20 protein-coding genes are annotated in these 22,876 nt (G+C 64.5%); 4 read left to right on the forward strand and 16 right to left on the reverse strand.

What is annotated here, in order from left to right; genetic code table 11:
• Nucleotides 1-6 precede the first annotated feature (6 nt).
• The gene (locus OEJ37_RS00890) at nucleotides 7-1,452 is read right to left on the reverse strand and encodes an APC family permease (protein ID WP_263342863.1); all 1,446 of its coding nucleotides are present in this window, start codon (nucleotides 1,450-1,452) and stop codon (nucleotides 7-9) included.
• A gap of 241 nt (nucleotides 1,453-1,693) precedes the next feature.
• Here OEJ37_RS00890 and OEJ37_RS00895 point away from each other — a divergent pair, with 241 nt between their 5' ends.
• On the forward strand, nucleotides 1,694-2,902 hold the full coding sequence (locus OEJ37_RS00895; protein WP_263342865.1) for an ROK family transcriptional regulator: 1,209 nt from the start codon (nucleotides 1,694-1,696) through the stop codon (nucleotides 2,900-2,902).
• Between the two features lie 463 nt (nucleotides 2,903-3,365).
• Here the strand turns inward: OEJ37_RS00895 and OEJ37_RS00900 are convergent, their stop codons facing one another.
• The 3 genes from OEJ37_RS00900 to OEJ37_RS00910 all read right to left on the reverse strand — a co-directional run bounded on the left by OEJ37_RS00900 (nucleotide 3,366) and on the right by OEJ37_RS00910 (nucleotide 6,891).
• Nucleotides 3,366-5,078 (reverse strand): methyl-accepting chemotaxis protein, encoded by a 1,713-nt coding sequence (locus tag OEJ37_RS00900; protein ID WP_263342866.1) that lies wholly within the window; start codon nucleotides 5,076-5,078, stop codon nucleotides 3,366-3,368.
• Between the two features lie 115 nt (nucleotides 5,079-5,193).
• Nucleotides 5,194-5,889 carry a polysaccharide deacetylase family protein gene (locus OEJ37_RS00905; RefSeq protein ID WP_263342867.1) on the reverse strand — a complete coding sequence of 232 codons (696 nt, stop codon included), beginning with the start codon at nucleotides 5,887-5,889 and terminating at the stop codon, nucleotides 5,194-5,196.
• A gap of 654 nt (nucleotides 5,890-6,543) precedes the next feature.
• The gene (locus tag OEJ37_RS00910; RefSeq protein WP_263342869.1) at nucleotides 6,544-6,891 is read right to left on the reverse strand and encodes a hypothetical protein; all 348 of its coding nucleotides are present in this window, start codon (nucleotides 6,889-6,891) and stop codon (nucleotides 6,544-6,546) included.
• Between the two features lie 625 nt (nucleotides 6,892-7,516).
• On the opposite strand from OEJ37_RS00910, the gene OEJ37_RS00915 reads away from it, so the two are divergent.
• On the forward strand, nucleotides 7,517-8,227 hold the full coding sequence (locus tag OEJ37_RS00915) for a response regulator (RefSeq protein ID WP_263343138.1): 711 nt from the start codon (nucleotides 7,517-7,519) through the stop codon (nucleotides 8,225-8,227).
• Between the two features lie 342 nt (nucleotides 8,228-8,569).
• Here the strand turns inward: OEJ37_RS00915 and OEJ37_RS00920 are convergent, their stop codons facing one another.
• On the reverse strand, nucleotides 8,570-9,064 hold the full coding sequence (locus OEJ37_RS00920) for a low affinity iron permease family protein (protein WP_174418582.1): 495 nt from the start codon (nucleotides 9,062-9,064) through the stop codon (nucleotides 8,570-8,572).
• Nucleotides 9,065-9,145: 81 nt separating this feature from the next.
• On the opposite strand from OEJ37_RS00920, the gene OEJ37_RS00925 reads away from it, so the two are divergent.
• On the forward strand, nucleotides 9,146-9,325 hold the full coding sequence (locus tag OEJ37_RS00925) for a hypothetical protein (protein WP_263342842.1): 180 nt from the start codon (nucleotides 9,146-9,148) through the stop codon (nucleotides 9,323-9,325).
• Nucleotides 9,326-9,711: 386 nt separating this feature from the next.
• On the opposite strand, the gene OEJ37_RS00930 is transcribed toward OEJ37_RS00925, so the two are convergent.
• From OEJ37_RS00930 to OEJ37_RS00975, 10 genes are all read right to left on the reverse strand, one after another.
• Nucleotides 9,712-10,110, reverse strand: a complete 399-nt coding sequence (locus OEJ37_RS00930; RefSeq protein WP_174418581.1) for a RidA family protein — start codon at nucleotides 10,108-10,110, stop codon at nucleotides 9,712-9,714.
• Between the two features lie 72 nt (nucleotides 10,111-10,182).
• Nucleotides 10,183-10,959, reverse strand: coding sequence for a benzoate diol dehydrogenase BenD (benD, locus tag OEJ37_RS00935; protein WP_174418580.1), 777 nt, complete (start codon nucleotides 10,957-10,959; stop codon nucleotides 10,183-10,185).
• The gene (gene benC / locus OEJ37_RS00940; protein WP_174418579.1) at nucleotides 10,956-11,978 is read right to left on the reverse strand and encodes a benzoate 1,2-dioxygenase electron transfer component BenC; all 1,023 of its coding nucleotides are present in this window, start codon (nucleotides 11,976-11,978) and stop codon (nucleotides 10,956-10,958) included. Before benC ends, benD begins: the two co-directional genes overlap by 4 nt.
• 39 nt (nucleotides 11,979-12,017) lie before the next feature.
• Complete coding sequence (benB, locus tag OEJ37_RS00945) at nucleotides 12,018-12,506, reverse strand: benzoate 1,2-dioxygenase small subunit (protein ID WP_174418578.1); 489 nt, start codon at nucleotides 12,504-12,506, stop codon at nucleotides 12,018-12,020.
• Nucleotides 12,503-13,861, reverse strand: coding sequence for a Rieske 2Fe-2S domain-containing protein (locus OEJ37_RS00950; RefSeq protein WP_263342871.1), 1,359 nt, complete (start codon nucleotides 13,859-13,861; stop codon nucleotides 12,503-12,505). Before OEJ37_RS00950 ends, benB begins: the two co-directional genes overlap by 4 nt.
• A 114-nt stretch (nucleotides 13,862-13,975) precedes the next feature.
• On the reverse strand, nucleotides 13,976-14,911 hold the full coding sequence (catA, locus tag OEJ37_RS00955; protein ID WP_263342872.1) for a catechol 1,2-dioxygenase: 936 nt from the start codon (nucleotides 14,909-14,911) through the stop codon (nucleotides 13,976-13,978).
• Between the two features lie 51 nt (nucleotides 14,912-14,962).
• Entirely contained in the window at nucleotides 14,963-16,099 is a 1,137-nt protein-coding gene (locus OEJ37_RS00960) for a muconate/chloromuconate family cycloisomerase (RefSeq protein ID WP_263342873.1), read from the reverse strand.
• A gap of 367 nt (nucleotides 16,100-16,466) precedes the next feature.
• Nucleotides 16,467-16,871 (reverse strand): hypothetical protein, encoded by a 405-nt coding sequence (locus OEJ37_RS00965; protein ID WP_174418574.1) that lies wholly within the window; start codon nucleotides 16,869-16,871, stop codon nucleotides 16,467-16,469.
• Nucleotides 16,872-17,075: 204 nt separating this feature from the next.
• Nucleotides 17,076-19,274, reverse strand: a complete 2,199-nt coding sequence (locus OEJ37_RS00970) for an alpha-galactosidase (protein WP_263342874.1) — start codon at nucleotides 19,272-19,274, stop codon at nucleotides 17,076-17,078.
• Between the two features lie 307 nt (nucleotides 19,275-19,581).
• Entirely contained in the window at nucleotides 19,582-20,484 is a 903-nt protein-coding gene (locus tag OEJ37_RS00975) for a LysR family transcriptional regulator (protein ID WP_263342875.1), read from the reverse strand.
• A gap of 158 nt (nucleotides 20,485-20,642) precedes the next feature.
• Here OEJ37_RS00975 and OEJ37_RS00980 point away from each other — a divergent pair, with 158 nt between their 5' ends.
• Nucleotides 20,643-21,419: an SDR family NAD(P)-dependent oxidoreductase gene (locus OEJ37_RS00980; protein WP_263342876.1), complete on the forward strand. Its 777-nt coding sequence runs from the start codon at nucleotides 20,643-20,645 to the stop codon at nucleotides 21,417-21,419.
• A 148-nt stretch (nucleotides 21,420-21,567) separates the two neighbouring features.
• Here the strand turns inward: OEJ37_RS00980 and OEJ37_RS00985 are convergent, their stop codons facing one another.
• Complete coding sequence (locus OEJ37_RS00985; RefSeq protein WP_263342878.1) at nucleotides 21,568-22,779, reverse strand: sugar transporter; 1,212 nt, start codon at nucleotides 22,777-22,779, stop codon at nucleotides 21,568-21,570.
• Nucleotides 22,780-22,876: the final 97 nt, after the last annotated feature.

Here is a 22,876-nt window from a genome sequence, read left to right on the forward strand (position 1 = left end):
GGAGGCTCAGTGGCTGGCGGCGGACTTTTGTCGCTCGAGGAAGACTTCGCGAACATGTTTCGGGCCGAACGGCCATTGCCGTGCGACGCGCGCCCAGATCAAGAAAGCGATCAGGCCCAGTGCGACCCAGATCGTCGACATGATCTGCGACAGGCGATCGGTCGCGTAGAAGACATACAGCCACCCAACCAGCGCGACGAGACTCGGTACCGGGTACAGCCACTGCCGGTACGGGCGATGCAGCGCCGGCTGACGCCTGCGCAGCACGGTCAATGCTGCAATCTGGGCGACCGATTGGAGCAGTACCGCCACGGCGACCAGCATATTGATCACCGTGGTCAGGTCGAAGAACGTTCCGGCCGCCGTCACCACGCCCATGACCAGCAACGCCACATGGGGGAAGTTGTGTTGCGGATGCAGCCGGCCGAACGCGGAGAGAAACACGCCGTCGCGCGCTGCATGGAACGGCACTCGCGAACCTCCGAGCAAACCGGCGAACACCGACGCGAACGCCGCGATCAGGATCAGGACCGTGACGAACGCTGCGGCCGTATGCCCCCAATTGCGCGACACCACGAGCGATGCTACGGAGGTCGACTTCGCAACGCCCTGCCACGGCACCGTGCCGATGACGCCGATGTTCATCGCGAGATAGAACACCATCATGGCGATGATCGAGACGATGATCGAACGCGGCATCACGCGGCCGGGGTTCTTCAGTTCGTCGCCCATGTACGCGGTGGTGTTATAGCCGGCATAGTCATAGATGGCGATGATCAGGCCCGCGCCGAGGCCGGTAAAGAACTTGCCGATATCGCCCGCATCCGGCGGCAGCGACATGGCGAGGTCCAGGTGGAAATCGGAATAGGCGGCAGCGGTCGTCAGGCCGACGGCGAGGATCATGATGATCCATAGCACCGCGCTCAGCGCACGGATCGATTCGATACGGCGATACAGCGCCAGAACCACGACCGCGACTACGGCGATACTGATGGCATGCGTCTGCCAAGGCGCGAGATTCGGCAGGAAAAATCCGAGGTACTGGACAAAGCCGATGACGCCAGTACTCATGATCAGCGGGATCGACAGCATCGCGGTCCAGACGAACAGGAACGGCATCAGTTTGCCGGTGCGGTACTGGAACGCCTCGCGCACGTACAGGTACGTACCCCCTGCCCCGGGCATCGCTGCGCCGAGTTCCGCCCATACCAGTCCATCGCTCATCGCGAGCAGCGCACCGAGGATCCAGCCGATCACGGCGAGCGGCCCATTCATCACCGCGACGATCGTCGGAATGGTCAGAAACGGACCCACGCCGCAAATCTGGATCATGTTGACGGCGATCGCCGGGAACAGTCCGACCGACCGTCGAAACTGCGGGCCGTCGCTTTCGGGTGCCGGCGCGGGGTCTGCGCGCGTGCCGGCGGGTTCTTGCCAGGTCGAATCGCTCATCATGTCTCCATGCGGCTTGTGCCGCGTCTCGTCGTTCGGAACTGCTCCGGTCGGCACCGCTTCTCGTTGTCGGTGTCACGCCACGAATGATAGGAAAGATTCTTTACGAATGCAAATCCGTCAAAATAACCCGGTTGCCTTCCGACTGCCGCGCTCGCTCGAACCGCCCCGATCACGGGATGGGCTTGCCCCGCGAGACGGGTCGTTGATAGGATCGGCCATCCCGCAAATCACGCCCCGCATGAACCACAGCATCCCGAACGCTATTCAGACCGCCCCTGTTACCCGGGGTCCGGCCTTCGTCCGTCAGGGCAATGAATGGGCGATCTACCAGCATCTGCTGGCACTCGCCCCCGCATCCAGCCCGCAGCTGGCCGCAAGCACCGGCCTATCGAAAGTGACGGTATCGGCTGCCCTCGGCAATCTCGAACGGCTGGGGCTCGTCGAGCAGACCGGCGTACGCGCCGGCAACGCCGGGCGTTCGCCGCGGCTGTACGCGCCCCGCGCGCGTGCCGGGTTCGTGGTCGCCATCGACGTCGGCGCAAAATGGCTTCGCGGCGCGGTCGCCGATCTGACGGGTACCGTCATCGCACGGCTGGAAAAGCCCTCGCCCGCGCGCGTGACACAACTGGTCGCGCGCATCGTCGAGATCGTGGATGCCATGCTCGACGAACAGAAGGTGCCGCGCGACGACGTACTGGTGACCGTAATCGGTTCGCCCGGTGTGCTCGACGCGGCCAGCGACCGGTTGCGCCTTGCGCCGAACCTGCCGGACTGGGAGCGCCCGGGGCTGATCCCGTCACTGCGCGAGGCACTCGGCGCCGGTATCGTGATCGAGAACGACATCAACCTGGCGACACTGGGCGAGCAGCGGTACGGACTCGGGCGCGACGTCGAGAATTTCGTGTTCATGTCGATTGGCACCGGTATCCGTATCGGCATCGTGGCCGGGGGCAGGTTGCACCGAGGCGCGCACGGGTTCGCGGGCGAGATCGCGGTGCTTCCCCCCGCCCCTTCCGTCGGCGGGGGCACTGGCGACGGCCCACGACATGGCTTCGAATCATTCGCGGCGGCAAACGGCATCGTCGCCGATGCGCGGCGATGCGGGCTCGAGGTGTCGAGTGCCGAGGAAGTCTTCGTCGCGGCCAATGCCGGAGACGAGCGCGCACAACGATGCGTGGCCGAAGAAGCGCGTCAGCTCGCATGGGGACTCGCGTCGATCATTCCCGTGCTCGATCCCGCGCTCGTCGTGCTGGCGGGCGGTATTGGTCGCAGCGGTGCGCTGCTTCTGCCAGCGATCCGCGCACACCTGTCGGCGTCGCTGCCGATCCCGGTGCCCGACTTCGCGATCTCCGCGACGGGAACGGACGCGGTGCTGCTTGGCGCGATCGTGCAGGGCATCGATCGGGCGCGCGTGAAGGCCTTCGAGCGGGTGGGCTACGACGCCTGATCTCGGAGCACGCCGTGTGATTCCGTCGGTGATTCCTGTTGTGGACGGTGCGCCTAAGTTGCACGCCGAGATCGGTGCTGCATATGAGCATCCGTGGCGGCAACCGGATGCGAGCACGAAGACGCTCGCGGCGCCATGCGCAGCCAGCCCCGGACAATCGCCGGCGGATCCGGTCGACGCGACACTAGCCAGCCGCATTGCCGACGACGTGATCGGGCTGCGGCACGCGCAGTGCATCACACGATCTGGCGTGCAGATGCACGGCAAACCAGGATACCCGTCGCGACTGTGCGATGCGCCCGAGCCAGTCGAGCGGCTCTATGTTCCGGGGCGTGGGCGCTGACCGAAGTGCCGCGACGCACCGCGGTGATCGGTTCGCGCATCGCATTCTTCTGCGGCCCCTTCACAACTCCATCCATCGGTCTTTCCGGTTCGTCGGCGGCAGGGCCGCCTGGAAGGCGTGTCAGGCATCAGCCGCGCCGGCAGCGGCCATTGCCGGCGCGGACGTCCGCACGACCGACGCAGAGGTCTTCCAACCGGCCGGGGCCCGGGGAACTGCAGGCCGCACCGGCTCCGGCTGCGATCGCACCGGCATGCCGGCAGGCGCGCCATCGACACGGAAGAACGCCACCGCCTCGGTCAACTGACGGCCCTGATCCTCCAGCGACTTCGAGGCCGCCGCCGCCTCCTCCACGAGCGCGGCGTTCTGCTGCGTGACTTCGTCCATCTGAGTGATCGCCTGGTTGACCTGCTCGATACCCCGGCTCTGTTCGCTCGAGGCCGCTGCGATCTCGCCCATGATATCGGTTACGCGCGCCACCGCCTGCGTGACTTCGGCCATCGTTTTGCCGGCCTCACCCGCGAGCGTCGAGCCGTCGTGGATCTTCTGCACCGAGGCATTGATCAGGTCCTTGATCTCCTTCGCAGCGCTCGACGAGCGCTGCGCGAGGCTTCGAACCTCGCTCGCCACAACCGCGAAGCCGCGCCCCTGCTCGCCCGCGCGCGCGGCTTCCACCGCGGCGTTCAGGGTCAGGATGTTGGTCTGGAACGCGATGCCCTCGATGATTCCGGTGATCTCCGCGACCTTCGTCGAACTATGACTGAGGTCGGTCATGGTCTCCACGACCTGTCCGACCACGGCGCTACCCTGGTGCGCGACCGCGGATGCATTCGTCGCCAGCGCGCTTGCCTGCTGCGCGTTTTCCGCGTTCTGTTTCACCGTAGAGGTCAGTTCCTCCATGCTCGAGGCGGTCTCCTGCAGCGACGACGCTTGCTGCTCGGTACGCGACGACAGGTCCTGATTACCCGAAGCGATCTGGCTCGTGCCAGTGGCAATATTGTCCGCCGAGGTTCTGACCTGACCGATCAGGTGCACGAGGCTCGTCTGCATCTCGCCCATCGAGGCGAGCACGCTCCCACGTGGCGCGGCCTGTGCACCCGGCACCGGACTCAGATCTCCGCCCGCCACGCGTCGCGTGACGCCGCCGAGCTCGGCCGGCTCCGCGCCGAGTGCCCGCGTCACGCTGCGGGTGATCAGCAGCGCTGCGACAGCAGCCGCGGCAAGCGCGGCCAGACAGATGCCGACGAGCAGTGCGCGCTGCGCGGCATACTGCTCAGCCGCCTCCTGAACCCGGCGTTCGGCACGCCCGTTCGTGTATTCCGCGTACGCTCGGGTCGCCTTGTCCAGTGCTGCGAGCAGTGGACGGCACTGGTCGTTCATCTTCATGATCGCCTCGTCGCGTTTGTTGTTAAGCGCAAGGCTCACGATGTCGGTCGCCACCGGACCGTACTCGCTCTCCACGCGATTGATATCGGCCACCAGGCTACGAGCCTGGTCCGTCGTGTCTGTTGCGCCGGCCATCAGATCGTTCAGTTGCTTCAAACGTACCCGCACGTCCTCATGCGCCTGCGTTACGGCAGCCTTTTCCATTTCCAGATCGGCAGGCTTGGTAACCAGAACCAGATTGCGCGCGGCGATCGCGCGTCGGTCGACCGCACTGCGTACCCGTCCCACGGCATTGGCGCGCGCGGTCACGCCATGCACATACAGGGCGAACTTGTCATTTGCGTCGCTTAATGCGTGCAACGCCAGTCCCGATACCAGCACCACCAGCCCGGCGAGCAGACCAAAGGCAACCGCGAGTTTTGCCCGTACCGTCATCGGTCTGACATTCATGCTTTTTCTCCCCGTGAAAACGGAATAAAGTTAGGTTTCCTTCTTTATCGTCCCCGCGCCGTGCTGCTTGAATGACGTGACGGCCGCCAATCGTTTGCGTCATGGTTTTCGACAATCACCCCCACTGCTCGTGCTGGTATTGCTGCACCTTTCGCGCCAGCCACTCTCCATTCCTGCCGCTGTCGGCCATGCGATGAATCTGGTACGGGGCGCTACCCGGAACGTTGCGTCGAGTGTTGTCCGTTGTGTAGAGGTACTCGAACCCGGCCGCTCGGGCAGCGTCGATACAGTCACTGTCGCAGCAGCCTTCCGGCCAGCACAAATGCGCTGATGCCATGCCCGTTTTCTCGGTCAGAATCCGCTTCGACGTCTCGATGTCCGTGCGGATGCGATCAATTTTGTCGTCCGGATCGGTACACAACTGGCCCCAGCGCAGGTGACTGTGCGTGTGACTGTGAAATTCGAAAGTGCCAGCCGCCCGCATGATGTCGATCTCACTCCAGCGGACTGTTACATCGTCGGCTTGCCCGATCAGAACGAGGCGTTCGCATTCCGCATGAGAACGTTCCTCACCGGAAGCACGACTGCGAAAGGATCTAGCGGGTCCGTCCTGGACGCGACCGGTGACAAGAAACATGATCGCGTTAAGGCCATAGCGAACAAGGCACGGATGAGCATGGACATAGTTGTCCAGATAACCGCCGTCGAACGTCAGCAGGATCGACTTCTCGGGCATGGCCGCGCCGTGCAGAAAGCACGCGAATTCGTCCGCCGTCAACGTGACGTATCCGTTACGCGCCAGCCAGTGCATCTGCGATTCGAAGTGCTCCGGGGTTATGCTGAACTCCCCGGGCGATGGTGAAACGTGGCGGTACATCACCACTGGTACCGATCGTGCGTACGATTCCATAGATAGCCTTACTTACCTTGAATATCAAAACAGTCATCACCGCTTGCCGCAGACAATTCAGATGCACTCGCCATATGGTTTGGCATCCTTCATGATCATATTTTTATCGTGAATCGAACCTCTGAAAAAAAGCCGGCCCGTTTCGGGGCCGGCGAAAGGGGTTCCGGGCAATTCCAGGGTGAGTGCCGGAACCAGGGCAACCCGCTCTGATCGAAGATCAGATCATCGTCAGGCAACTAGCCAGGTACGGGCTACATGACAGGCCCTCGGCAGGCTCATGGCGATAACGGCATCCTGATCACCATCGGTCACGGGATTCCCGTGTCGTCCGTCAATATCCGGCCGCCAGGCTTCACCGAACGCCAAGCTTTCGGCGTGGCGACCGCCCACATGCGTTGGCGGCTCTCCACTCGTTCATGGTCGCCGTCGACGAACCACCGCGTCGATCGACAGAATTGATGCGTTTTCGCGATCGCATACCGCCACCGAAACGTTAAACCCGTGACAGGCACGTCCAAAGATCTGCCCGCATATTGAGCGCCCAGGCAGTAACGCTCATGCGGGAAAAGAAGAGTTTCGGGATGCCATGGCATCCGCCCTCGGCGACATCGGCTTCGCCGCCAGCGCATGCGTCGGCAGCCGGGCTCCGCACCGCGCAATCCAGCCCTCGGTGACGAGTGCCAACAACGTTTCCCGTGCGACGGTGGAGATCCGGATATCGGTCTCCTGCATTCTCCCGATCGCCGCGCGAACCTCGTCCGGTTGATCGGGCGCAAGCGCGATCACGAACCTTGAACGTGCTTCCGCGGCCCGGACAGCCTCGCTCCAGTCGGCCCGCGCAACCGCGACTTCGATCGCGTTCGTGAGCGCGTTGAGATTCTGGACGATTTGCAGCGGCGTCATTTCGCACTCCTGTCAATATATCGTACGGTCCGGATGCTTTTTCCTCGAAGGCCTATGTGACGTCAACACCGATCCTCACGGGCTCAATGCCGGCAGTGACGCGCCGAATGCGGGCAACTGCGTGTTCTCGGTCACCGCCTTCGTCGCTGCAAGCCCTGTGACGACAGAGCGGAACCCGCAATACAGCATGCACACCCGTCAGTTGCGAGGATTGTAGGGAGCCGTATGCCGCCGCGTACGTAATATTTTGTAATGATATGTCGATCAACTTTACGAGCCTAGGGCTGGCCAGCACAAGTGACGTTCTCGCAAGCGGGTTTCCGCAAACGTTTTCGCCCGAACGACGCCTCGTCAGGGTTCCCTGCCGGCTACGCGCCAGATATCGCTCAGACTCTTTTCCCCCGAACATCGAGCCGTTCGCGGACAGCACGATTCCGCACCGTCATCCATTCGCTTTTCCGCAAGACACGTGATGATTTCCGTTCAGATCTGTTCAAAGAACGATGAATATTTCGTCACATTCCGTCGGAATTTTGCGCAGTATCATGCAACTCGCTTCGGCGACCACGCGTTCGGACTGGCACTAACCGCCGGCCATTTTCCCGCACTGCCCCTTCGTTTATCGATGCCCATCCGAATCCTGCTCGTCGAAGACGACGTCCATTTGTCCGCGCTGATCGCGGACTATCTGCGCAAGCATCAGTACGAGGTGGACACGCTGTTCGACGGCACCGACGCCGTATCCACGATCGTCGCGAGTTGCCCCGACCTCGTGCTTCTCGACATCAACCTGCCGGGCAAGGACGGCTTCGAGATTTGCCGCGAGGCACGCACGCAATATGACGGCATCGTCATCATGGTGACGGCACGCGACGAAAAGTTCGACGAGTTGCTTGGCCTGGAATTCGGCGCAGACGACTTTCTCCACAAGCCGATCGAGCCACGCATTCTGCTCGCGCGGATCAAGGCGCAGTTGCGACGGCTACGAATGCATCCGGCCGGCTGCGCGCCCGAATCGCCCCAGCGATTCGTGTTCGGCAAGTTCTCGATCGACCGGACGGATCGCAAGGTTCACCTTCCTGACGGTAGCGCGCCTCGCCTTACCTCGACCGAATTCGACCTGCTGTGGGCCCTTGCCAGCCGCGCCGGCGAGGTGGTCAGCCGGGAAGACCTGACGCTGCTGTTACGCCGCATCGAGTTCGACGGCCTCGATCGCTCGATCGACTGCCACATCTCGAAGCTGCGCCGCAAACTGCGTGACGACGCGCTCGAACCGAAGCGAATCAAAACGATCCGCTGCAAGGGCTATCAGTTCAGCAAGCACGCATGGGAATAACGCCGAATGCGTGCCGTCGCGTTGCGTCGCGTACCACACGTGCGGCGCACGAGCGCACGTGTCGATCGGCTAACCACCGGCTATTGCGCGCGTGCCGCCCCTTGCGCGCCGCCGGCGTGCCATCCTCCGCCCGGCGCGTTGCACCACAGGCAGAGATCGGTCGTCTGCAGCGCGACGTTCCCCTGCACGAACACGCCGACTGCAACCAACGCGCAACCGGCATTCACCGCGCGGATGCGTTGCGATCTGCGATGCCGCAACAGAAATGACAACCGGTTGAAAAAATGTCCGCAGTTCTCGTGCCGATCGCTCCGCAGCCATACCGCGCCCCCATTCTCCCCGTCACGATTCGGGCGGATTGTCGGGCGGCTCGCCTTCCCGCTCGGCTGCCCGCTTCGCCATGTCGAGGTAGGTCCGCGCGAGTGCGCGCAATTCTTCCTCGGATGCGTCCTCGATCCCGATCAGCCGGTCGCTCGCCGCGTGCGTGACCGCGAGAAGCTCGTCGAGCTTCAGATGCAGCGCGACGCTGTCGCGGTTCTGGTTGCGTTGAAGCAGGAACACCATCAGGAACGTGATGATCGTCGTCCCGGTATTGATGACGAGCTGCCACGCATCCGAATAGTGGAAGAGCGGCCCGGTGAAAAGCCACAGCACCGTGACGGCGACCGCGCTGCCGAACGCGACCGGCGAACCGGCCCACACGGTCACGTGCGACGCGAAGCGTTCGAAGAGGCGCGTGACGGGATGGCGTGCCGGCCGGTACGCCGCCGCGACGCCGGCTCTGAGTTCGCCGCCCGCGTCCTGCCGGACGCGGGAAGGATCGTTCGATTCGCGCATGGCGCCTCCCGGACGGGACTGTCGATCTCGGCGCGGCGTTCGGTCCCGTATGCACGCGCCGCCCACGGACGAGCATGTCGCATGCCCGGCGACCTTGCCGCCCCGCGGGAAGGCAATCCGCGCGATGTCGACGTGATCGCCGACGCCGCGCGGCCGGAAGAGCGAATCGCCCGCACGAGCCGGTCACGCCAGCACATTGCCGCGCGCAGTGCGACGTTAGCGACCGTCTTCGCGCCTGGTTCCTCCCGTCGCTCGGCATAGCCGGCAGCCGCCACGGCATCGTGAAAGGCAGCACACCGGAGCGCGAATGGCGTGGCAATCGACATGCCGCAGCCGGCCCCGGCCGCGTGATCCGCGCGCCAAATTTACAACGTCGCTGTAACGTGCGGAACGTCGCGCGCAACGCGCTTGCCGAGATCACCCGTCCGTTCGGTGTCCCCACAACCAGTGGGCCTCTAACCGGGATGCGCGACGTCGGGCGATGCGATTTTCGACCTCACGCCGGCAGGCCCCGCATTGAGGTCGTGTTTTCTGGCCGCGCCGCTCACGTGGCACGGAAAGCAGTGGCCCGCCGGGTCCTTTGTCGACCTCACCACACCGCCGATTGCGCAAGACACGAAATAGATTTCAATCACGCCGGCAGCGCGTCATTCCGGCACCACCGCCACCGCCTTGATCTCGACGATATAACCGGGCGCGCCGCCCAGCATGTGCGCACCGACCGCCGTCCACGCCGGCTTCGGGTGCGCATGGAGGTAACGGTCGCGCACCTGCATGAACAGCGGCAGGTCGCGCATGTCGGTGTGGAACGTCGTCAGGTCGACCACGTCGTCGAACGATGCGCCGGCGGCTTCCAGCACGAGCTTCAGGTTCTCGAACGCCTGCACGATCTGCGCCTCGCGGCCTTCGACCAGCTGCATCGCCGCGTCTCGGCCGATCTGACCGGACACGTACAGCGTATCGCCGACCTTCAGGCCCGGCGCGTAGCCGATTTTTTCGTACACCGCTTCCATTCCCGCCGGAACGATGGCTTTGCGATCACGCATGGGTGTCTCCGTGGCCGGCGTCTTCGCACCGGCCGGTTGGTTGTCGATGAATAAAGGCGAGCGGCGTGCCGCTCAGCCCGTATCGCCGCCCGCGACCGGCAGCACGGTGCCGGTGATGTAGCTCGCCTCGTCGGAGGCCAGGAACAGGATCGGCGCGATCTGCTCGTCGAGGCTGCCATAGCGCTTGAAGAACGTCGAATCGGTCACCTGCCGCACGGCTTCGCTCATCCACGCCTGTTCCTGCTCGCTGTCGCCGGCCGCATTGCGCGGCACGCGGCGCGGCGGCGCACTGGTGCCGCCCGGCGCGGTCGCGACGACGCGGATGTTGTGCGCCGCGTATTCCATCGCGAGCGCCTGCGTCAGCGCGTTGACGCCGCCTTTCGCCGCCGAATACGGCACGCGGCGGATGCCGCGCGTCGCGTTCGACGAGATGTTGACGATCGTGCCGCCGCCGCGCGCAAGCAGGTGCGGCAGCGCCGCGTGGCACGTATAGAGCGTCGGCATCAGCGAGCGGCGGATTTCCGCGTCGATCTGCGCCGGCTCGAATTCGGCGAACGGGCGCATGCGAATCGCGCCGCCGACGCCGTTGATCAGGATGTCGATGCCGCCGAACGTCTGCACGGCACACGCGATTGCCGCATGCGCGCCGTCGTAGGTTTCGAGATCCGCGACGAATCCCGCCGTCTCGCTGCCCGTCGCTTCGGCCGCCACCTCGGCGACGAAATCCGCGCGATCGACGAACAGCACCTTGCCGCCCTCGGCCGCCGCGCGCAGCGCGACACCGCGGCCGATGCCCTGCGCCGCGCCCGTCACGACGACGACCTTGCCCGAGAATCGTTGCATGATCATGCCGCCTTTGCCGTGACGTTGGGGGTGAACTTCTCGTAGTGGAAGCTGTTCGGCTTCACACCTTCGTCGTCGAAGTACGTGCGCACCGCGTCGACCATCGGCGGCGGCCCGCACAGATACACGTCGACGTCGCCGTCGTTCAGCGCATCGGCCGGAATGTGCTGCGTAACCCAACCCTTGCGCGGATGGCTCGACCCGGCGTCCGCGACGACGGTCGCGAAGCTGAAGTTCGGCAGTTTCGCCGCATACGCCTCGATCGCGTCGACCAGCACGAGATCGAGATCGCGCGTCACGCCGTAGATCAGGTGCACCTTCTGCTGCGAACCGGCGCGCGCGAGCACCTCGAGCATCGACAGGAACGGCGCGAGGCCCGTGCCGCCCGCGAGGAACAGCAGCGGACGCTGCACGTCGCGCAGGTAGAAGCTGCCGAGCGGCCCGTGCAGTTCCAGCTTGTCGCCCGGCCGCGCCGATTCGAGCCACGTGCTCATCACGCCGCCGGGAATCTTCTTGATCAGGAAGCTGACCTTCGCGTCGGCCGGCGCGGACGAGAACGAATAGGAACGGTGCTGGCCGCTCGCGGGCACGTCGATGTTCACGTATTGCCCCGGCAGGAACACGGGCGCGGCCGCGCCGACGTCGAGTTCGAGCACGACGGCTGCATCGTTGTGCTGCTCGACCTTGGTCACCGTCGCTGCGAACCCGCTCTGGCCGGTCTTGCACGCGACCGACGACGTCGGCACCGCGATCACGCAATCGCCTTGCGGCACCATCTGGCAGGTCAGCACGAGGCCGCTGTCCTTTTCGTCTTCGGTGAGCGCATCGTCGATGTAATCGTCGCCGAGGTCGTAGCTGCCGCTTTCGGCGCGGCACTTGCAGGTGCCGCACACGCCGTCGGAACAGTCCATCGGCAGGTTGATCTTCGCGCGGAAAGCCGCGTCGAGGACTTTCTCGCCGGCCTTGCAGTCGATGAAGCGGGTCACCCCGTCCTCGAAATTCAGTGCAATCTTGTAGCTGGACATGGAATCACCTCCACTTCCCTTCATGACATAACAACGGCGTCAGACGTGATAGACGTCGAGCACCTGCCGGATGTAGTCGTTCTTCAGCACGATCTTCTTGTACGAGATCAGCAGTTCGTCGCCCGCCTTGCGCAACGTGACGAACATCGTGCCGAAGAAGTGATCGGTCACGCGGTAACGATGGTTCAGCGTGTGAAAGTTGTAGCGCACGTCAACCTCGCCTTCGCGTTCGGCCAGCACCTCGACGTTCGTCACGTTGTGGCTGGTACGCGGCTCGGGCGTCGACGCGCCGCTGCGCTCGGTCTTGATCCGGAACACGCGATCCTCGAGGCCGCCGCGATCCGGGTAGTACATCAGCGAAATCTGGCTCTGGTGGTCGTCGGTCGGCCGATCGTCGTCGTCCCACGCGGGCATCCAGTACGTGACGTCCTCCGTGTAGCAGGTCAGCCACTCGTCCCACTGGCGATCGTCGAGCAGGCGCGCTTCGCGATACAGCGCGGCGCAAATGGTCCGGTAATCGAAGTTCATGCCGCCACCTCCCCGCGTTCCTTCTTCAGCGCATCGCGCATCACCTGCACCCAGTGTTCGTGCTGGCACACGAACAGCCCTTCGTCCTCGCTGCGCTCGCCCGAGATGCGCGGGTTCAGCCCCATCTTCCTCGCGTTCTCGTCCGGGCCGTCGACCCACAGCGGCGCGCCGCGCGACAGGTCGTTCCACATCGCCGTGATGCCCGCGTAGCCTGCCTGGCATGCGCGGAACTCCTCGAGATCGTCGGCCGTGCCCATGCCGGTCACGTTGAAGAAATCCTCGTACTGGCGAATGCGGAGCGTGCGGTCGGCTTCGCTCTCGCCCTTCGGCGCGAAACAGAAGATCGTGACTTCGGTCTTGTCGACGCCGAGCGGCCGCACGACGCGAATCTGCGTGCTGAACTGGTCCATCAGGAACACGTTCGGGTACACGCACAGGTTGCGCGTCTGGTTGACGATGAAATCGGCCTGCACGTCGCCGACGCGCGCCTTGATCTCTTCGCGGTGCTGGTACACGGGCCGCACTTCCGGGTTCATCGTCTGCGTCCACAGCAGGATGTGGCCGTTGTCGAACCCGTACACGCCGGCCACCGACTTGCTCCAGCTGTTCGCGTCGACGGCCTTGGTGCCGTCTTCCTTGCGGCGGCCCATCGTCGCCGCGTAGTTCCAGTGCACGGTGCTGACGTGGTAGCCGTCGCAACCGTTCTCCATCTGCATCTTCCAGTTGCCTTCGTAGATGTAGGACGAGTTGCCGCGCAGCACCTCGAGCCCGTTCGGCGCCTGGTCGACGATCTGGTCGATGATCACGCGCGTTTCGCCGAGGTAGTCCTCGAGCGGCAGCACGTCGGCGTTGAGGCTGCCGAACAGGAAGCCGCGATAGTTCGCGAAGCGCGCGACCTTCTTCAGGTCGTGCGACCTGTTCGTGTTGAACTGCACCGGATACTCGGTCGTCTTCTCGTCCTTCACCTTCAGCAGCTTGCCGGTGTTCGAGAACGTCCAGCCGTGGAACGGGCACGTGAAGCTACCCTTGTTGCCGTGCTTGCGGCGGCACAGCATCGCGCCCTTGTGCGCGCACGCATTGATCACCGCGTGCAGCTCGCCGGTCTTGTCGCGCGTGACGACCACCGGCTGACGGCCGATCCACGTCGTGTAGTAGTCGTTGTTGTCCGGGATCTGGCTTTCGTGCGCCAGGTACACCCAGTTGCTCTCGAAGATGTGCTTCATCTCGAGCTCGAACAGCTCGGCGTTGGTGAAAATGTCGCGGCGGCAGCGGAATACGCCGGCCTCCTTGTCATCCTGCACGGCGGTGGCGAGCAGGTGATCCAGTTCGTTGGCTTGGTCGATGGTGGCGGACATGTTGGCTCCTCCCATGCGCGTGCCGCATCCTGCAACGCACGCTCGCATCGGTATCGGTTGAATCTCGCGGGAACCCGGCCGGCGGCGGCGCATCCGCGCCGCGCCGGCGGGCGGTTAGGCCGTCGCGGCTGCGCGCAGGCGGTGGACGATCTGGTTGTCCTTGCCCTGTACCAGCGGCGTCAGCACGAAGTTGAACTCGATGTCCTGGTACGCATCGGCCTTCATGCCGAGCGCCGTGCCGCCGGTCTTGTCGACCACCGGCGGGATCAGTTCCTCGCGCGTCGCATATGCGAAGTCATCCCAGATCAGCGGATCGCCCGCGATGTTGAACTGCGTCGTCAGCTTGCGGTGGTCGTTGCTGTCGACGAAGAAGTGCACGTGCGCCGGGCGGTTGCCGTGGCGGCCGAGGCCGTTCAGCAGTTGCTGGGTCGCGCCCTGCGGCGGGCAGCCGTAGCCGACCGGCATCAGCGTGCGGAATTCGTACTTGCCGTCGGCGCCCGTCTTCACCGCGCCGCGCAGGTTGAATTCGGTCTGCGCGCCGGTCGGGTCGAAGTGCGAGTAGAAGCCCTTCGAGTTCGCGTGCCAGCATTCGACCAGTGCTCCCGCGACCGGCTTGCCGTCGAGGCCGGTCACCGTGCCGTGGATCACGAGCGGGCCCGCGCCTTCGTCCGCGTCGAGGTCGATCTTCGATACGCCGTCGCGCACCGGCGCGCCCGCCACATACAGCGGCCCTTCGATCGTGCGCGGCGTGCCGCCGTCGAGGCCGACCGCCTTGTCCTCGGTGTCCATCCGGATGTCGAGATACTTCTCGAGGCCGAGGCCGGCCGCGAGCAGCGCTGCTTCGCCATCCTGACCAAGCTTGTTCAGGTAGTTGACGCCGGCCCACACTTCGTCGGGCGTGATGTCGAGATCGTCGATCGCCTTGAACAGGTCGCCGAGCAGGCGCAGGACGATCTGCCGGGTACGCGCGTTGCCGCCGTTGCCGCCGGCGTTCGATGCGGCCTTCAGCAGATCCTGCACTTCCCGGCTATCGAAAACTTTGACGCTCATGATGATGTCTCCATGTGTATTTGGGGGAATGACGGCTTTGCGTGACTCGGGTTACCGCGCGACTCTCGTCAGCCCGTCGCGGGTGAAACGCCTGACCTTGTCCTCGTCGAGTTCGATGCCGAGACCGGGGCCGTCCGGCACGGTCAGTTCGAAATCGCTGTAATCCAGCGGCTGCGTCAGGATCTCTTCGGTGATCAGCAGCGGCCCGAACAGTTCGGTGCCCCACTGCAGGTTCGCGAAACTCGCGAACAGGTGCGCGGAAGCGACCGTGCCGAACGCGCCTTCGAGCATCGTGCCGCCGTACAGCTCGATACCGGCCGCGTCCGCGATCGCGGCCACGCGTTGTGCCGCGAAGAGCCCGCCGCTCTGCTCGATCTTGATCGCGAACACGTCCGCGCCGTGATGCTTCGCGATGTCGAATGCGCTGTCGGGGCCCTGCAGGATTTCATCGGCCATCAGTGCGACCGGGAAGCGGCGCATCAGGCGCGCGAGCGCCGCGGCCGACGCGACCGGCTGCTCGACCAGCTCGCAGCCGGCATCGGCCAGCGCCGGAATCGCGCGCACGGCCTGCGTTTCGCTCCACGCCATGTTCACGTCGACGCGCACCGACGCGCGATCGCCGACGGCCCTTTTGATCTCGGCCACGTGCCGGATATCCGCATCCGGCGACTTCGCGCCGATCTTCAGCTTGAACACGTTGTGGCGGCGCAGGTCGAGCATCCGCTCGGCTTCGGCGATGTCGGTGGCCGTGTCGCCGGAAGCGAGCGTCCATGCGACCGGCAAGCGGTCGCGCCGGCCGCCGCCGAGCAGTTCGCCGACCGACACGCCGAGCCGCTTGCCGTGCGCGTCGAGCAGCGCGGTCTCGAGCGCGCTCTTCGCGAAGTGGTTGACCTTCGCGAGCTTGCCGACGAATGCCATCAGCGTCTGGACGCGAGTCGCGTCCTTGCCGACGATCGCCGGTGCGAGGTACGTGTCGATCGCGAGCTTCATCGCCTCGGGGCTTTCCGGGCCGTAGGCCATCCCGGCGATCGTGGTGCCTTCGCCGATGCCCGTCACGCCGTCGCTGCAGAACACCTTCACGAGCATCAGCGTCTGGCCGTGCATCGTCGCGACCGACAGCTTGTGCGGGCGGATCGTCGGCAGGTCGACGAGACGGGTTTCGATGCGTTCGATGGTGGCGGAGGACATGGGGTGCGCTGCGTGTGGGGAGTTCATGGGACGGATTTATACGCGCCGGGCAAATGCACCGTCCAATACTTTTGGCCTCGGATTTTCATACCTGACAGGTATCAAAATCCAGGAATATTCGCGTTTTACTGCGTCGCACCATACCTTTTTTGGCTGGTTATCGATGCGCGGAGCCTTGCTGGAACGGGATGAGGACGGATGCGGGATGCCGCGGCCCGAGCATTGCGCTACGGCCGCTTGCAGGCGGGCAACGACCGCCGGAATCGGCGGTCGTCGCGGGAAGGTCAGGGTTTTCCTGAGGGGAAACGTGGCCGGACCGCGGCGGCGCGACGGGCCGCTGCTTCGTCCCGCCCGCGTGAATATCCGGTCAGCGGCCAGCCGCTGCGACCGACGCCTGCCATTGCGCGGCCACGCCGGCGTAATCCTTGGCCTTGAAAGCCGAACCGTCCTGGACATGGACCCAGCCCAGCGTCCGGTCGGCCAGCGGCTTGTCGGGCTCGTCCGTCGCGATCTTGACGATCGCATGCGCACGAATATGCACGAGACCGTCCGGATAGTCGGACGACGGGTTCGCCAGCGTCACCGTCACGAACGGGCCGAGGTCATGCAGGAGCCGGGTGGCCGGCGGATGGTCGGCCATCAGCAGCGTGCCGCCCTTGACGCGATCGTCCACGCGAATGGCCATGCTGTCCGGCCGCCGCTGCGCGGCGGTCGGCTGCGACATCCAGAGCACGTGATCCGGGTTCAAATAGACGACATCGGGGTCGCCCATGGCGTCGCGCGTTTCAATCCGGGGTATCGGCATGCAGGGTCTCCAGTCGATTGTCGGGCACCGGGTGCGGGTGCGTCGGCTCCATGATGATGCCGCAATATGTCGGCTTTCCACGTGCCTTCCGACGCGGGGCGACGAACTCGTCAGGTCCGCACCCGGAGATGGCGCGACCGCCCGTGACCGGTTGGCCGCGCCACGCGCACGTTATTGCCTCGTCGGTGCGGCGATTCCGTCGATGTCGGGTGCCCAGCCCGTCGGGTTGGAGAACTTCAGCGTGTTGGCGCCGCCCTGTTTGAACGCGCCCGTCACCGTCAGCGTCGATACGTTCCCCCACCCGCCGGTCGACGGGAACGCCACGGAGATCGGCGCTGCACCGTCGAAACTGAGCTGCGCGTTCCGCGGTGCCGAATCGCCGTTCACGTAAGCGATCGCGACGCTGTACGTGCCGTCCGCCGCAACCGAGATGCCGTTGATCGTCAGCGTTCCGTTGCTGGTGCCGTCACCGTTCCCGATATAGCCGACGTCCTGTCCGCCGGAACAGGCGCCGCACGACGACACGCGCGCCGCACCGCCGAGCGTGTTGCCGGCGGCCTCGGCCTCATAGGCCAACGGCGGCGGTGGCGGCACCTTCACCGGCCCGGCCACCACGGCGATCGACGTGATCGCGGGCGACGCAGTCGTACCGTCGAGGCTCGACAAGGTCAACGTGTTCTGCCCCGACTGCAGGTTGACGAAGGCCGTCACCGTGCCGATCGCACTGCCCGTGGGCGGAAACGCGAGCGTCGTTCCGTTTCCGCCGTTTGCACCAAGCTGCGCCTTGACGGTTTCCGTTCCGGTGTTCTGGTAGGCGATCTGAATGTAGCCGCCTGCCGTTTGCGAGGTCACGTTATTGAACGTCACCGCACCCAACCCGGTGACCTTCGTCCCGCTTGCGCAGGCAGGGCAGTCCGAATACGACGCGCCGCCCGTCAACGTGCCCGGCAGGTACGTCGTCGACGGAAGGTCCGTGCCGCCCAGCGCCAGCATCACGGTGCCGCCGGCGGGCACGCTCGCGACCGTATAGGAACCGGTGGCCGTGCCGAGATCCTTGTGCGCCCAGATATCGCGGACGGTGGCCGAAGTACCCGCGGCGAAACCCAGTTGCTGCCACGTAACGGTCATGTCGCTTGCCGCCGTACCGTTGTTGAACAGCAGAACGGCGCGCTTCCCGGCACCGGCCAGCAGCTTCGCCCAGACCTGCCGCCCATTGGCATCCGCGACCTTCAATCCCTGCAGGCCCAGCATGTCCTGGTCGATCGCGATCAGCTCGGGATTGGTGAGCAGGCTCACCGTATCGCCCGAGAGTGTCTTCGACAGATCGTTGCCGAGAATCATCGGCGCGCCGGCAATGGCCCACAGATTCACGTGCGCGAGGTCGTTCGCCGCCGTCATGCCCATGCCGGCCACCATCATGTCCGGATCGTTGTAGTAACCGGTGTGCTGGCCTTCGGGATGATAGTTGCCGCTGAAGTTGCCCAGCACGGAGCCGAAGTTCGGAACACCGCTCCCCGGCCCGTAGATATCGCCCGTCGTCCGCCACGACGTTGCGATGCCGGCCGCCCAGTCCCACGGCCCGAGGCCGGCGTCCGGATATCCGCTTTTGCCGCGCGTGCCCCAGTCGCACATGTTCAGCACCAGCAGTTTTCCGGTGGCGGCATAGGCTTTCTGAATCGCCTGCGATATCGCCGTATAGGCTTGCTGGGGATCGTATCCGGCCGCGCTGCCGCCACACCAGTCGACCTTGACGAAGTCGTAGCCCCATTGCGCGAACTGCAGGAAATCATGATCGTAGTGCGCGTAATCGCTGCCGACAAAATGCGTGCCGTTCGTGTTTCCGCAGCCCTGCGGACCCGCGTCGATATAGATTCCGGCCTTCAACCCCTTGCCGTGAATGTAATTGGCCATCGCCTTCATCCCGCCCGGCCATTGGTTGGTGCGATTGCCGTTCATGTCGACGTTGAGGATGAAGTTGCCGTTCGCGTCACGCTTTCTGGACGTCCACCAGCCTTCGTCGATATTCACATACTGGTACTTGTTGCCCGTCGCGAGGTTCGCATTCAGCGCGGCCAGCCCGTCGGCCTGGGCCTTGATCGTATCGAAGCTGACGTTTTCCTCGAGACTGTTCCACGACGACCAGCCCATCGGCGGCGGATTCACCGCGATCTGCTGCATCGCCGTCGGCGACGTACCCGTGGTTCCGCTGCCTCCGGTCATTGGCATCGTTCCAGCGGTCGACTTCGCCCCTGTCGCCGACGTGCCCGTTGCCGGCGACGAACCGACATCGTCGCCGCCACATGCGGACAAGCCTATCGCCGCTGCAACGAGGCACATCATCAATATTCCTAAATTATTTCTGCCCTTCATCTCCGTCTCCCGGTTGTTGTGAATGGCGCGCGCGGCTCGCTTCGCACGCGTACGCAGATTAATGACGTTTCTTTCCCTGTTTCAATCTTTGCAGCATGCGGTCAAATACTGGGAGATAACGGTTTTTCGGATCTGGAGTGTTTTATCGTTGATGATTTGAATAATTAGCAGGAAAAATCCAATCTTTGGAGAAACACTCGACCAAACAGAAACAATCCGGATGGTTATTGCAGGTTTATCGCGAAACCGGAAGTTCACTCCACTTCGCCACGATTTGATTCATCGCCGGGAAACGCTGCGCCACCGGCTATCCTCGCCACGTTGCCTGCGCCAGCTTCGCCACCAGTTCGTCGTACACCACCCGGATACGCCGGGGCATCGGGCCACGCCGCGGCCGATAGACGTGCAACTTCCACGGTTCGGGTTCGAGGCTCGGCAGCAACCGCACGAGGCGCCCCTTCTTGATGTACGGCCGGACGAGATATTCCGAGCACTGGCCGAATCCCAGCCCTGCGCACACGGCGTCGATCTCGCCTTCCGCATCGTCCGTCAGATAGGCCGGCGACACGGGCTTGAATTGCTGCTCCCCGCGAAAAATCCACGGCCACGCCCGACCGCTCGCGCGGTCGATCAGGCACGTCACCGGCATCGATTCGAGTGCCTTGAGGTTTTTCGGCTCCCCCAGCCGTTTGATCAACGACGTGGCGCCAACGACCCACATCGGCAACGGCCCGACCATTCGCGCGACAAAGCGGTTATCTCCGATCGCCCCGACCCGCACGCCGATGTCGATTTGTTCGTCGACCACCGGCGACGGCACATCCGACAGCCGCAGGTCAGGCACGAGCCCCGGATACCGCTGCATGAGATCGGTCAGGACCGGCTGCACGTAATGACGCCCCATGCCTGACGGGGCCGTGATCCTGACAACGCCGACCGGTTCGTCGACCTGACCGTTCGCGGCCCCGAACAGCCCGTCGACGGCAGAAAGCGCCGCCTGCGCTTCAAGCGCAAACGACTGGCCGAAGGCCGTAATCCGGATACTGCGGGTCGTCCGGTGGAACAGGGTTTCGCCCAGCATCTCCTCCAGTTCGCGCACCGCGCGCGTCACGACCTGCGGCGACACACCGAGACGCGCGGCTGCCTCGCGGAACGTGGGCGCCGCGGCCGCCGCGGAAAAGATCTTCAGGATGTCGAGCCGGTTGAGCATGAGGAACCCCTTTGACGCTCGCGAAGAAGCGATTTTAATTCCCATAACGGGAATTCTGAATGCGCCATTGTTCCATTTTTTTGCGACCGGCGAACGACCACAATGAGCGTCAGACGTCGTCCTGACGTGGATGGTCAACCACTGTGGAGAATCTCATCATGAACGCAAGCACACATCCGGCTCGACTCGAGGGCCGCATCGCACTGGTGACGGGCGCCAGTTCCGGCATTGGCCGCGCATCCGCGATCGAACTCGCGCGTCGCGGCGCGAAGGTCGTCGTTTCCGCACGTCGCAAGACCGAACTGGATCGACTGGTCGAAGAAATCACGGCCGCCGGCGGCGAAGCGAGCGCCTTCGTCGCGGACGTCGCGAATGAAGACGATCTCCGCAAGCTCTTCGATTTCACGGTTTCGACCTATGGACGCCTCGACATCGCGTTCAACAATGCCGGCACGGAAGGCGTGTTCGCGCCGCTGCTCGAGCAGGATGCCGAACGATTCGACATGGTGTTCGAACCGAACGTGCGCGGGGTGTTCAATTCGATGAAATACGCGGCCGAAATCATGCTGCGCCAGGGTTCGGGGAGCATCATCAACAACGCGTCGATGGGCGGCCTCATCGGCTTCGAGAATGCGTCGGTCTATATCGCGAGCAAGCACGCGGTGATCGGGATGACGAAGACGGCTTCGATCGAGTGGTTCAGGCGAGGCGTGCGCGTCAACGCACTGTGCCCCGGGCTGATCGAAACGCCGTTCCATCATCGCGGCATCTGGCCGTCGGACGATGCACGGCAGAGCTTTGCCGCGGCGACACCGGCAGGACGGTGGGGGTCCGCCGAGGAGATGGCGACGATCGTCGCGTTCCTCGCATCGGACGATTCCAGCTATGTGTCGGGGCATGCGCTCGTGGCCGACGGCGGCTATTCGATTGCATGACGCCTGAAGCGCGATCCGAAATACGGTGGCCGTTCATCGTTGCGTCACCGGACTGACAACGCGAACCGACAGCACGAACTTGCTGCGCGCTGTCGGTTCGCGCATCCCGGTCTGCAACGGGAGCGAATGCATCGAGCCGCTGCCGCCTTCACTGCACGCCGGTGGCCGCCGTTGGCTCCACCACCGCCCGTTTCGCGTGAAGGCGCAACGCGAGCCACGCGATCCCGACCGCGAGCGCGCCGACCACGCCGCCGAAGGTGCCGACCCACGGCAGCCCGAAGTCGCCGGCGATATGGTTGCCGAGCAGCGCGCCGGCGCCGATGCCAACGTTGTACAGGCCCGAGAAGATCGACACGGCCAGGTCGGTCCCCTCCGGCGCCAGCTTCAGCACCCACGCCTGCATCGCGAGGCCGAAACAGACGATCGCCCCGCCCCAGACCAGCGTATGCACGGACAGCGTGACGATATTCAGCGCGCACGGGAACAGGATCAGCAGGCAGCCCGACAACGCGACGATCGACGCCAGCAGGAACTTGTCCGGCTGGTGCGGATAGAGGCGATTGAAGCAGATCGCGGCCGGCATGCCGGCGATGCCGAACAGGATCAGGACATACGTGATCCGGCTGCTGCTCGCGTGGTTCACGCTCTGGACGAAGGGCTCGATGTACGTGTACGACGTGAAGTGCGCGGATACGACGAGCACGGTGATCGCGTACAGCGCCACCAGCGCCGGCTTGCGCAGAAACACGCCGATGCTGCCGACGGATCCGGCGCCCTGGCTCGGGAGTTCCGGCAACGTCGCGCGCAGCAGCAGCAACGCAATGCCCGCCGCGCCCGCGATGATCAGGAACGTGACGCGCCAGCCGAACGCCTCGCCGATCACGCGCCCGAGCGGAATGCCGGCCACCATCGCGATCGACGTGCCCATCGCCAACAGGCTGAGCGCGCGGCTTTTCCGGTCGCTCGGCGCGAGCCGCACGGCCAGCGGGACGGAAATCGACCAGAACACCGCGTGCGCGCAAGCGATGCCCAGCCGGCCAACCATCAGCACCGCGAAATTCCACGCGACACCGGTGACGACATGGCTGACGATGAACACCGCCAGCGCCCAGACCAGCAGCCTGCGGCGCTCGACATGACGCGTGACCAGCGTCAGCGGCAGCGACACGACCGCGACGGCCCACGCGTAGATCGTCAGCATCAGGCCGACGTCGGTCGGCTGCATGTGCAGGCTGTCGCCGATCGCGCTGAGCAGCGCGACGGGCACGAATTCGGTGGTATTGAAGATGAAGGCGGTGAGTGCGAGGGCCAATACGCCCCACCACGACTGACTGGAACTGACGGCGTCCGGTGTTGCCATACCTGGAATCGACGAGACGAGGGTTGGGGGCGCGTACGGCGCGGAAAACCCGGCCCGGCGCATCGCCGCGATTGTACCAGCGGCGCTTGACTCGTCG

Source organism: Burkholderia sp. BKH01, assembly GCF_025685725.1.
Taxonomy (GTDB): Bacteria; Pseudomonadota; Gammaproteobacteria; order Burkholderiales; family Burkholderiaceae; genus Burkholderia; species Burkholderia pyrrocinia_C.

Excerpts from the sequence above, each read along its gene's own strand:
- OEJ37_RS00890 (WP_263342863.1), bottom strand. The coding sequence starts at position 1,452 with ATGAGCGATTCGACCTGGCAAGAACCCGCCGGCACGCGCGCAGACCCC.
- OEJ37_RS00895 (WP_263342865.1), top strand. The coding sequence starts at position 1,694 with ATGAACCACAGCATCCCGAACGCTATTCAGACCGCCCCTGTTACCCGG.
- OEJ37_RS00900 (WP_263342866.1), bottom strand. The coding sequence starts at position 5,078 with ATGAATGTCAGACCGATGACGGTACGGGCAAAACTCGCGGTTGCCTTT.
- OEJ37_RS00905 (WP_263342867.1), bottom strand. The coding sequence starts at position 5,889 with ATGCACTGGCTGGCGCGTAACGGATACGTCACGTTGACGGCGGACGAA.
- OEJ37_RS00910 (WP_263342869.1), bottom strand. The coding sequence starts at position 6,891 with ATGACGCCGCTGCAAATCGTCCAGAATCTCAACGCGCTCACGAACGCG.
- OEJ37_RS00915 (WP_263343138.1), top strand. The coding sequence starts at position 7,517 with ATGCCCATCCGAATCCTGCTCGTCGAAGACGACGTCCATTTGTCCGCG.
- OEJ37_RS00920 (WP_174418582.1), bottom strand. The coding sequence starts at position 9,064 with ATGCGCGAATCGAACGATCCTTCCCGCGTCCGGCAGGACGCGGGCGGC.
- OEJ37_RS00925 (WP_263342842.1), top strand. The coding sequence starts at position 9,146 with ATGCCCGGCGACCTTGCCGCCCCGCGGGAAGGCAATCCGCGCGATGTC.
- OEJ37_RS00930 (WP_174418581.1), bottom strand. The coding sequence starts at position 10,110 with ATGCGTGATCGCAAAGCCATCGTTCCGGCGGGAATGGAAGCGGTGTAC.
- benD (WP_174418580.1), bottom strand. The coding sequence starts at position 10,959 with ATGATCATGCAACGATTCTCGGGCAAGGTCGTCGTCGTGACGGGCGCG.
- benC (WP_174418579.1), bottom strand. The coding sequence starts at position 11,978 with ATGTCCAGCTACAAGATTGCACTGAATTTCGAGGACGGGGTGACCCGC.
- benB (WP_174418578.1), bottom strand. The coding sequence starts at position 12,506 with ATGAACTTCGATTACCGGACCATTTGCGCCGCGCTGTATCGCGAAGCG.
- OEJ37_RS00950 (WP_263342871.1), bottom strand. The coding sequence starts at position 13,861 with ATGTCCGCCACCATCGACCAAGCCAACGAACTGGATCACCTGCTCGCC.
- catA (WP_263342872.1), bottom strand. The coding sequence starts at position 14,911 with ATGAGCGTCAAAGTTTTCGATAGCCGGGAAGTGCAGGATCTGCTGAAG.
- OEJ37_RS00960 (WP_263342873.1), bottom strand. The coding sequence starts at position 16,099 with ATGTCCTCCGCCACCATCGAACGCATCGAAACCCGTCTCGTCGACCTG.
- OEJ37_RS00965 (WP_174418574.1), bottom strand. The coding sequence starts at position 16,871 with ATGGGCGACCCCGATGTCGTCTATTTGAACCCGGATCACGTGCTCTGG.
- OEJ37_RS00970 (WP_263342874.1), bottom strand. The coding sequence starts at position 19,274 with ATGAAGGGCAGAAATAATTTAGGAATATTGATGATGTGCCTCGTTGCA.
- OEJ37_RS00975 (WP_263342875.1), bottom strand. The coding sequence starts at position 20,484 with ATGCTCAACCGGCTCGACATCCTGAAGATCTTTTCCGCGGCGGCCGCG.
- OEJ37_RS00980 (WP_263342876.1), top strand. The coding sequence starts at position 20,643 with ATGAACGCAAGCACACATCCGGCTCGACTCGAGGGCCGCATCGCACTG.
- OEJ37_RS00985 (WP_263342878.1), bottom strand. The coding sequence starts at position 22,779 with ATGGCAACACCGGACGCCGTCAGTTCCAGTCAGTCGTGGTGGGGCGTA.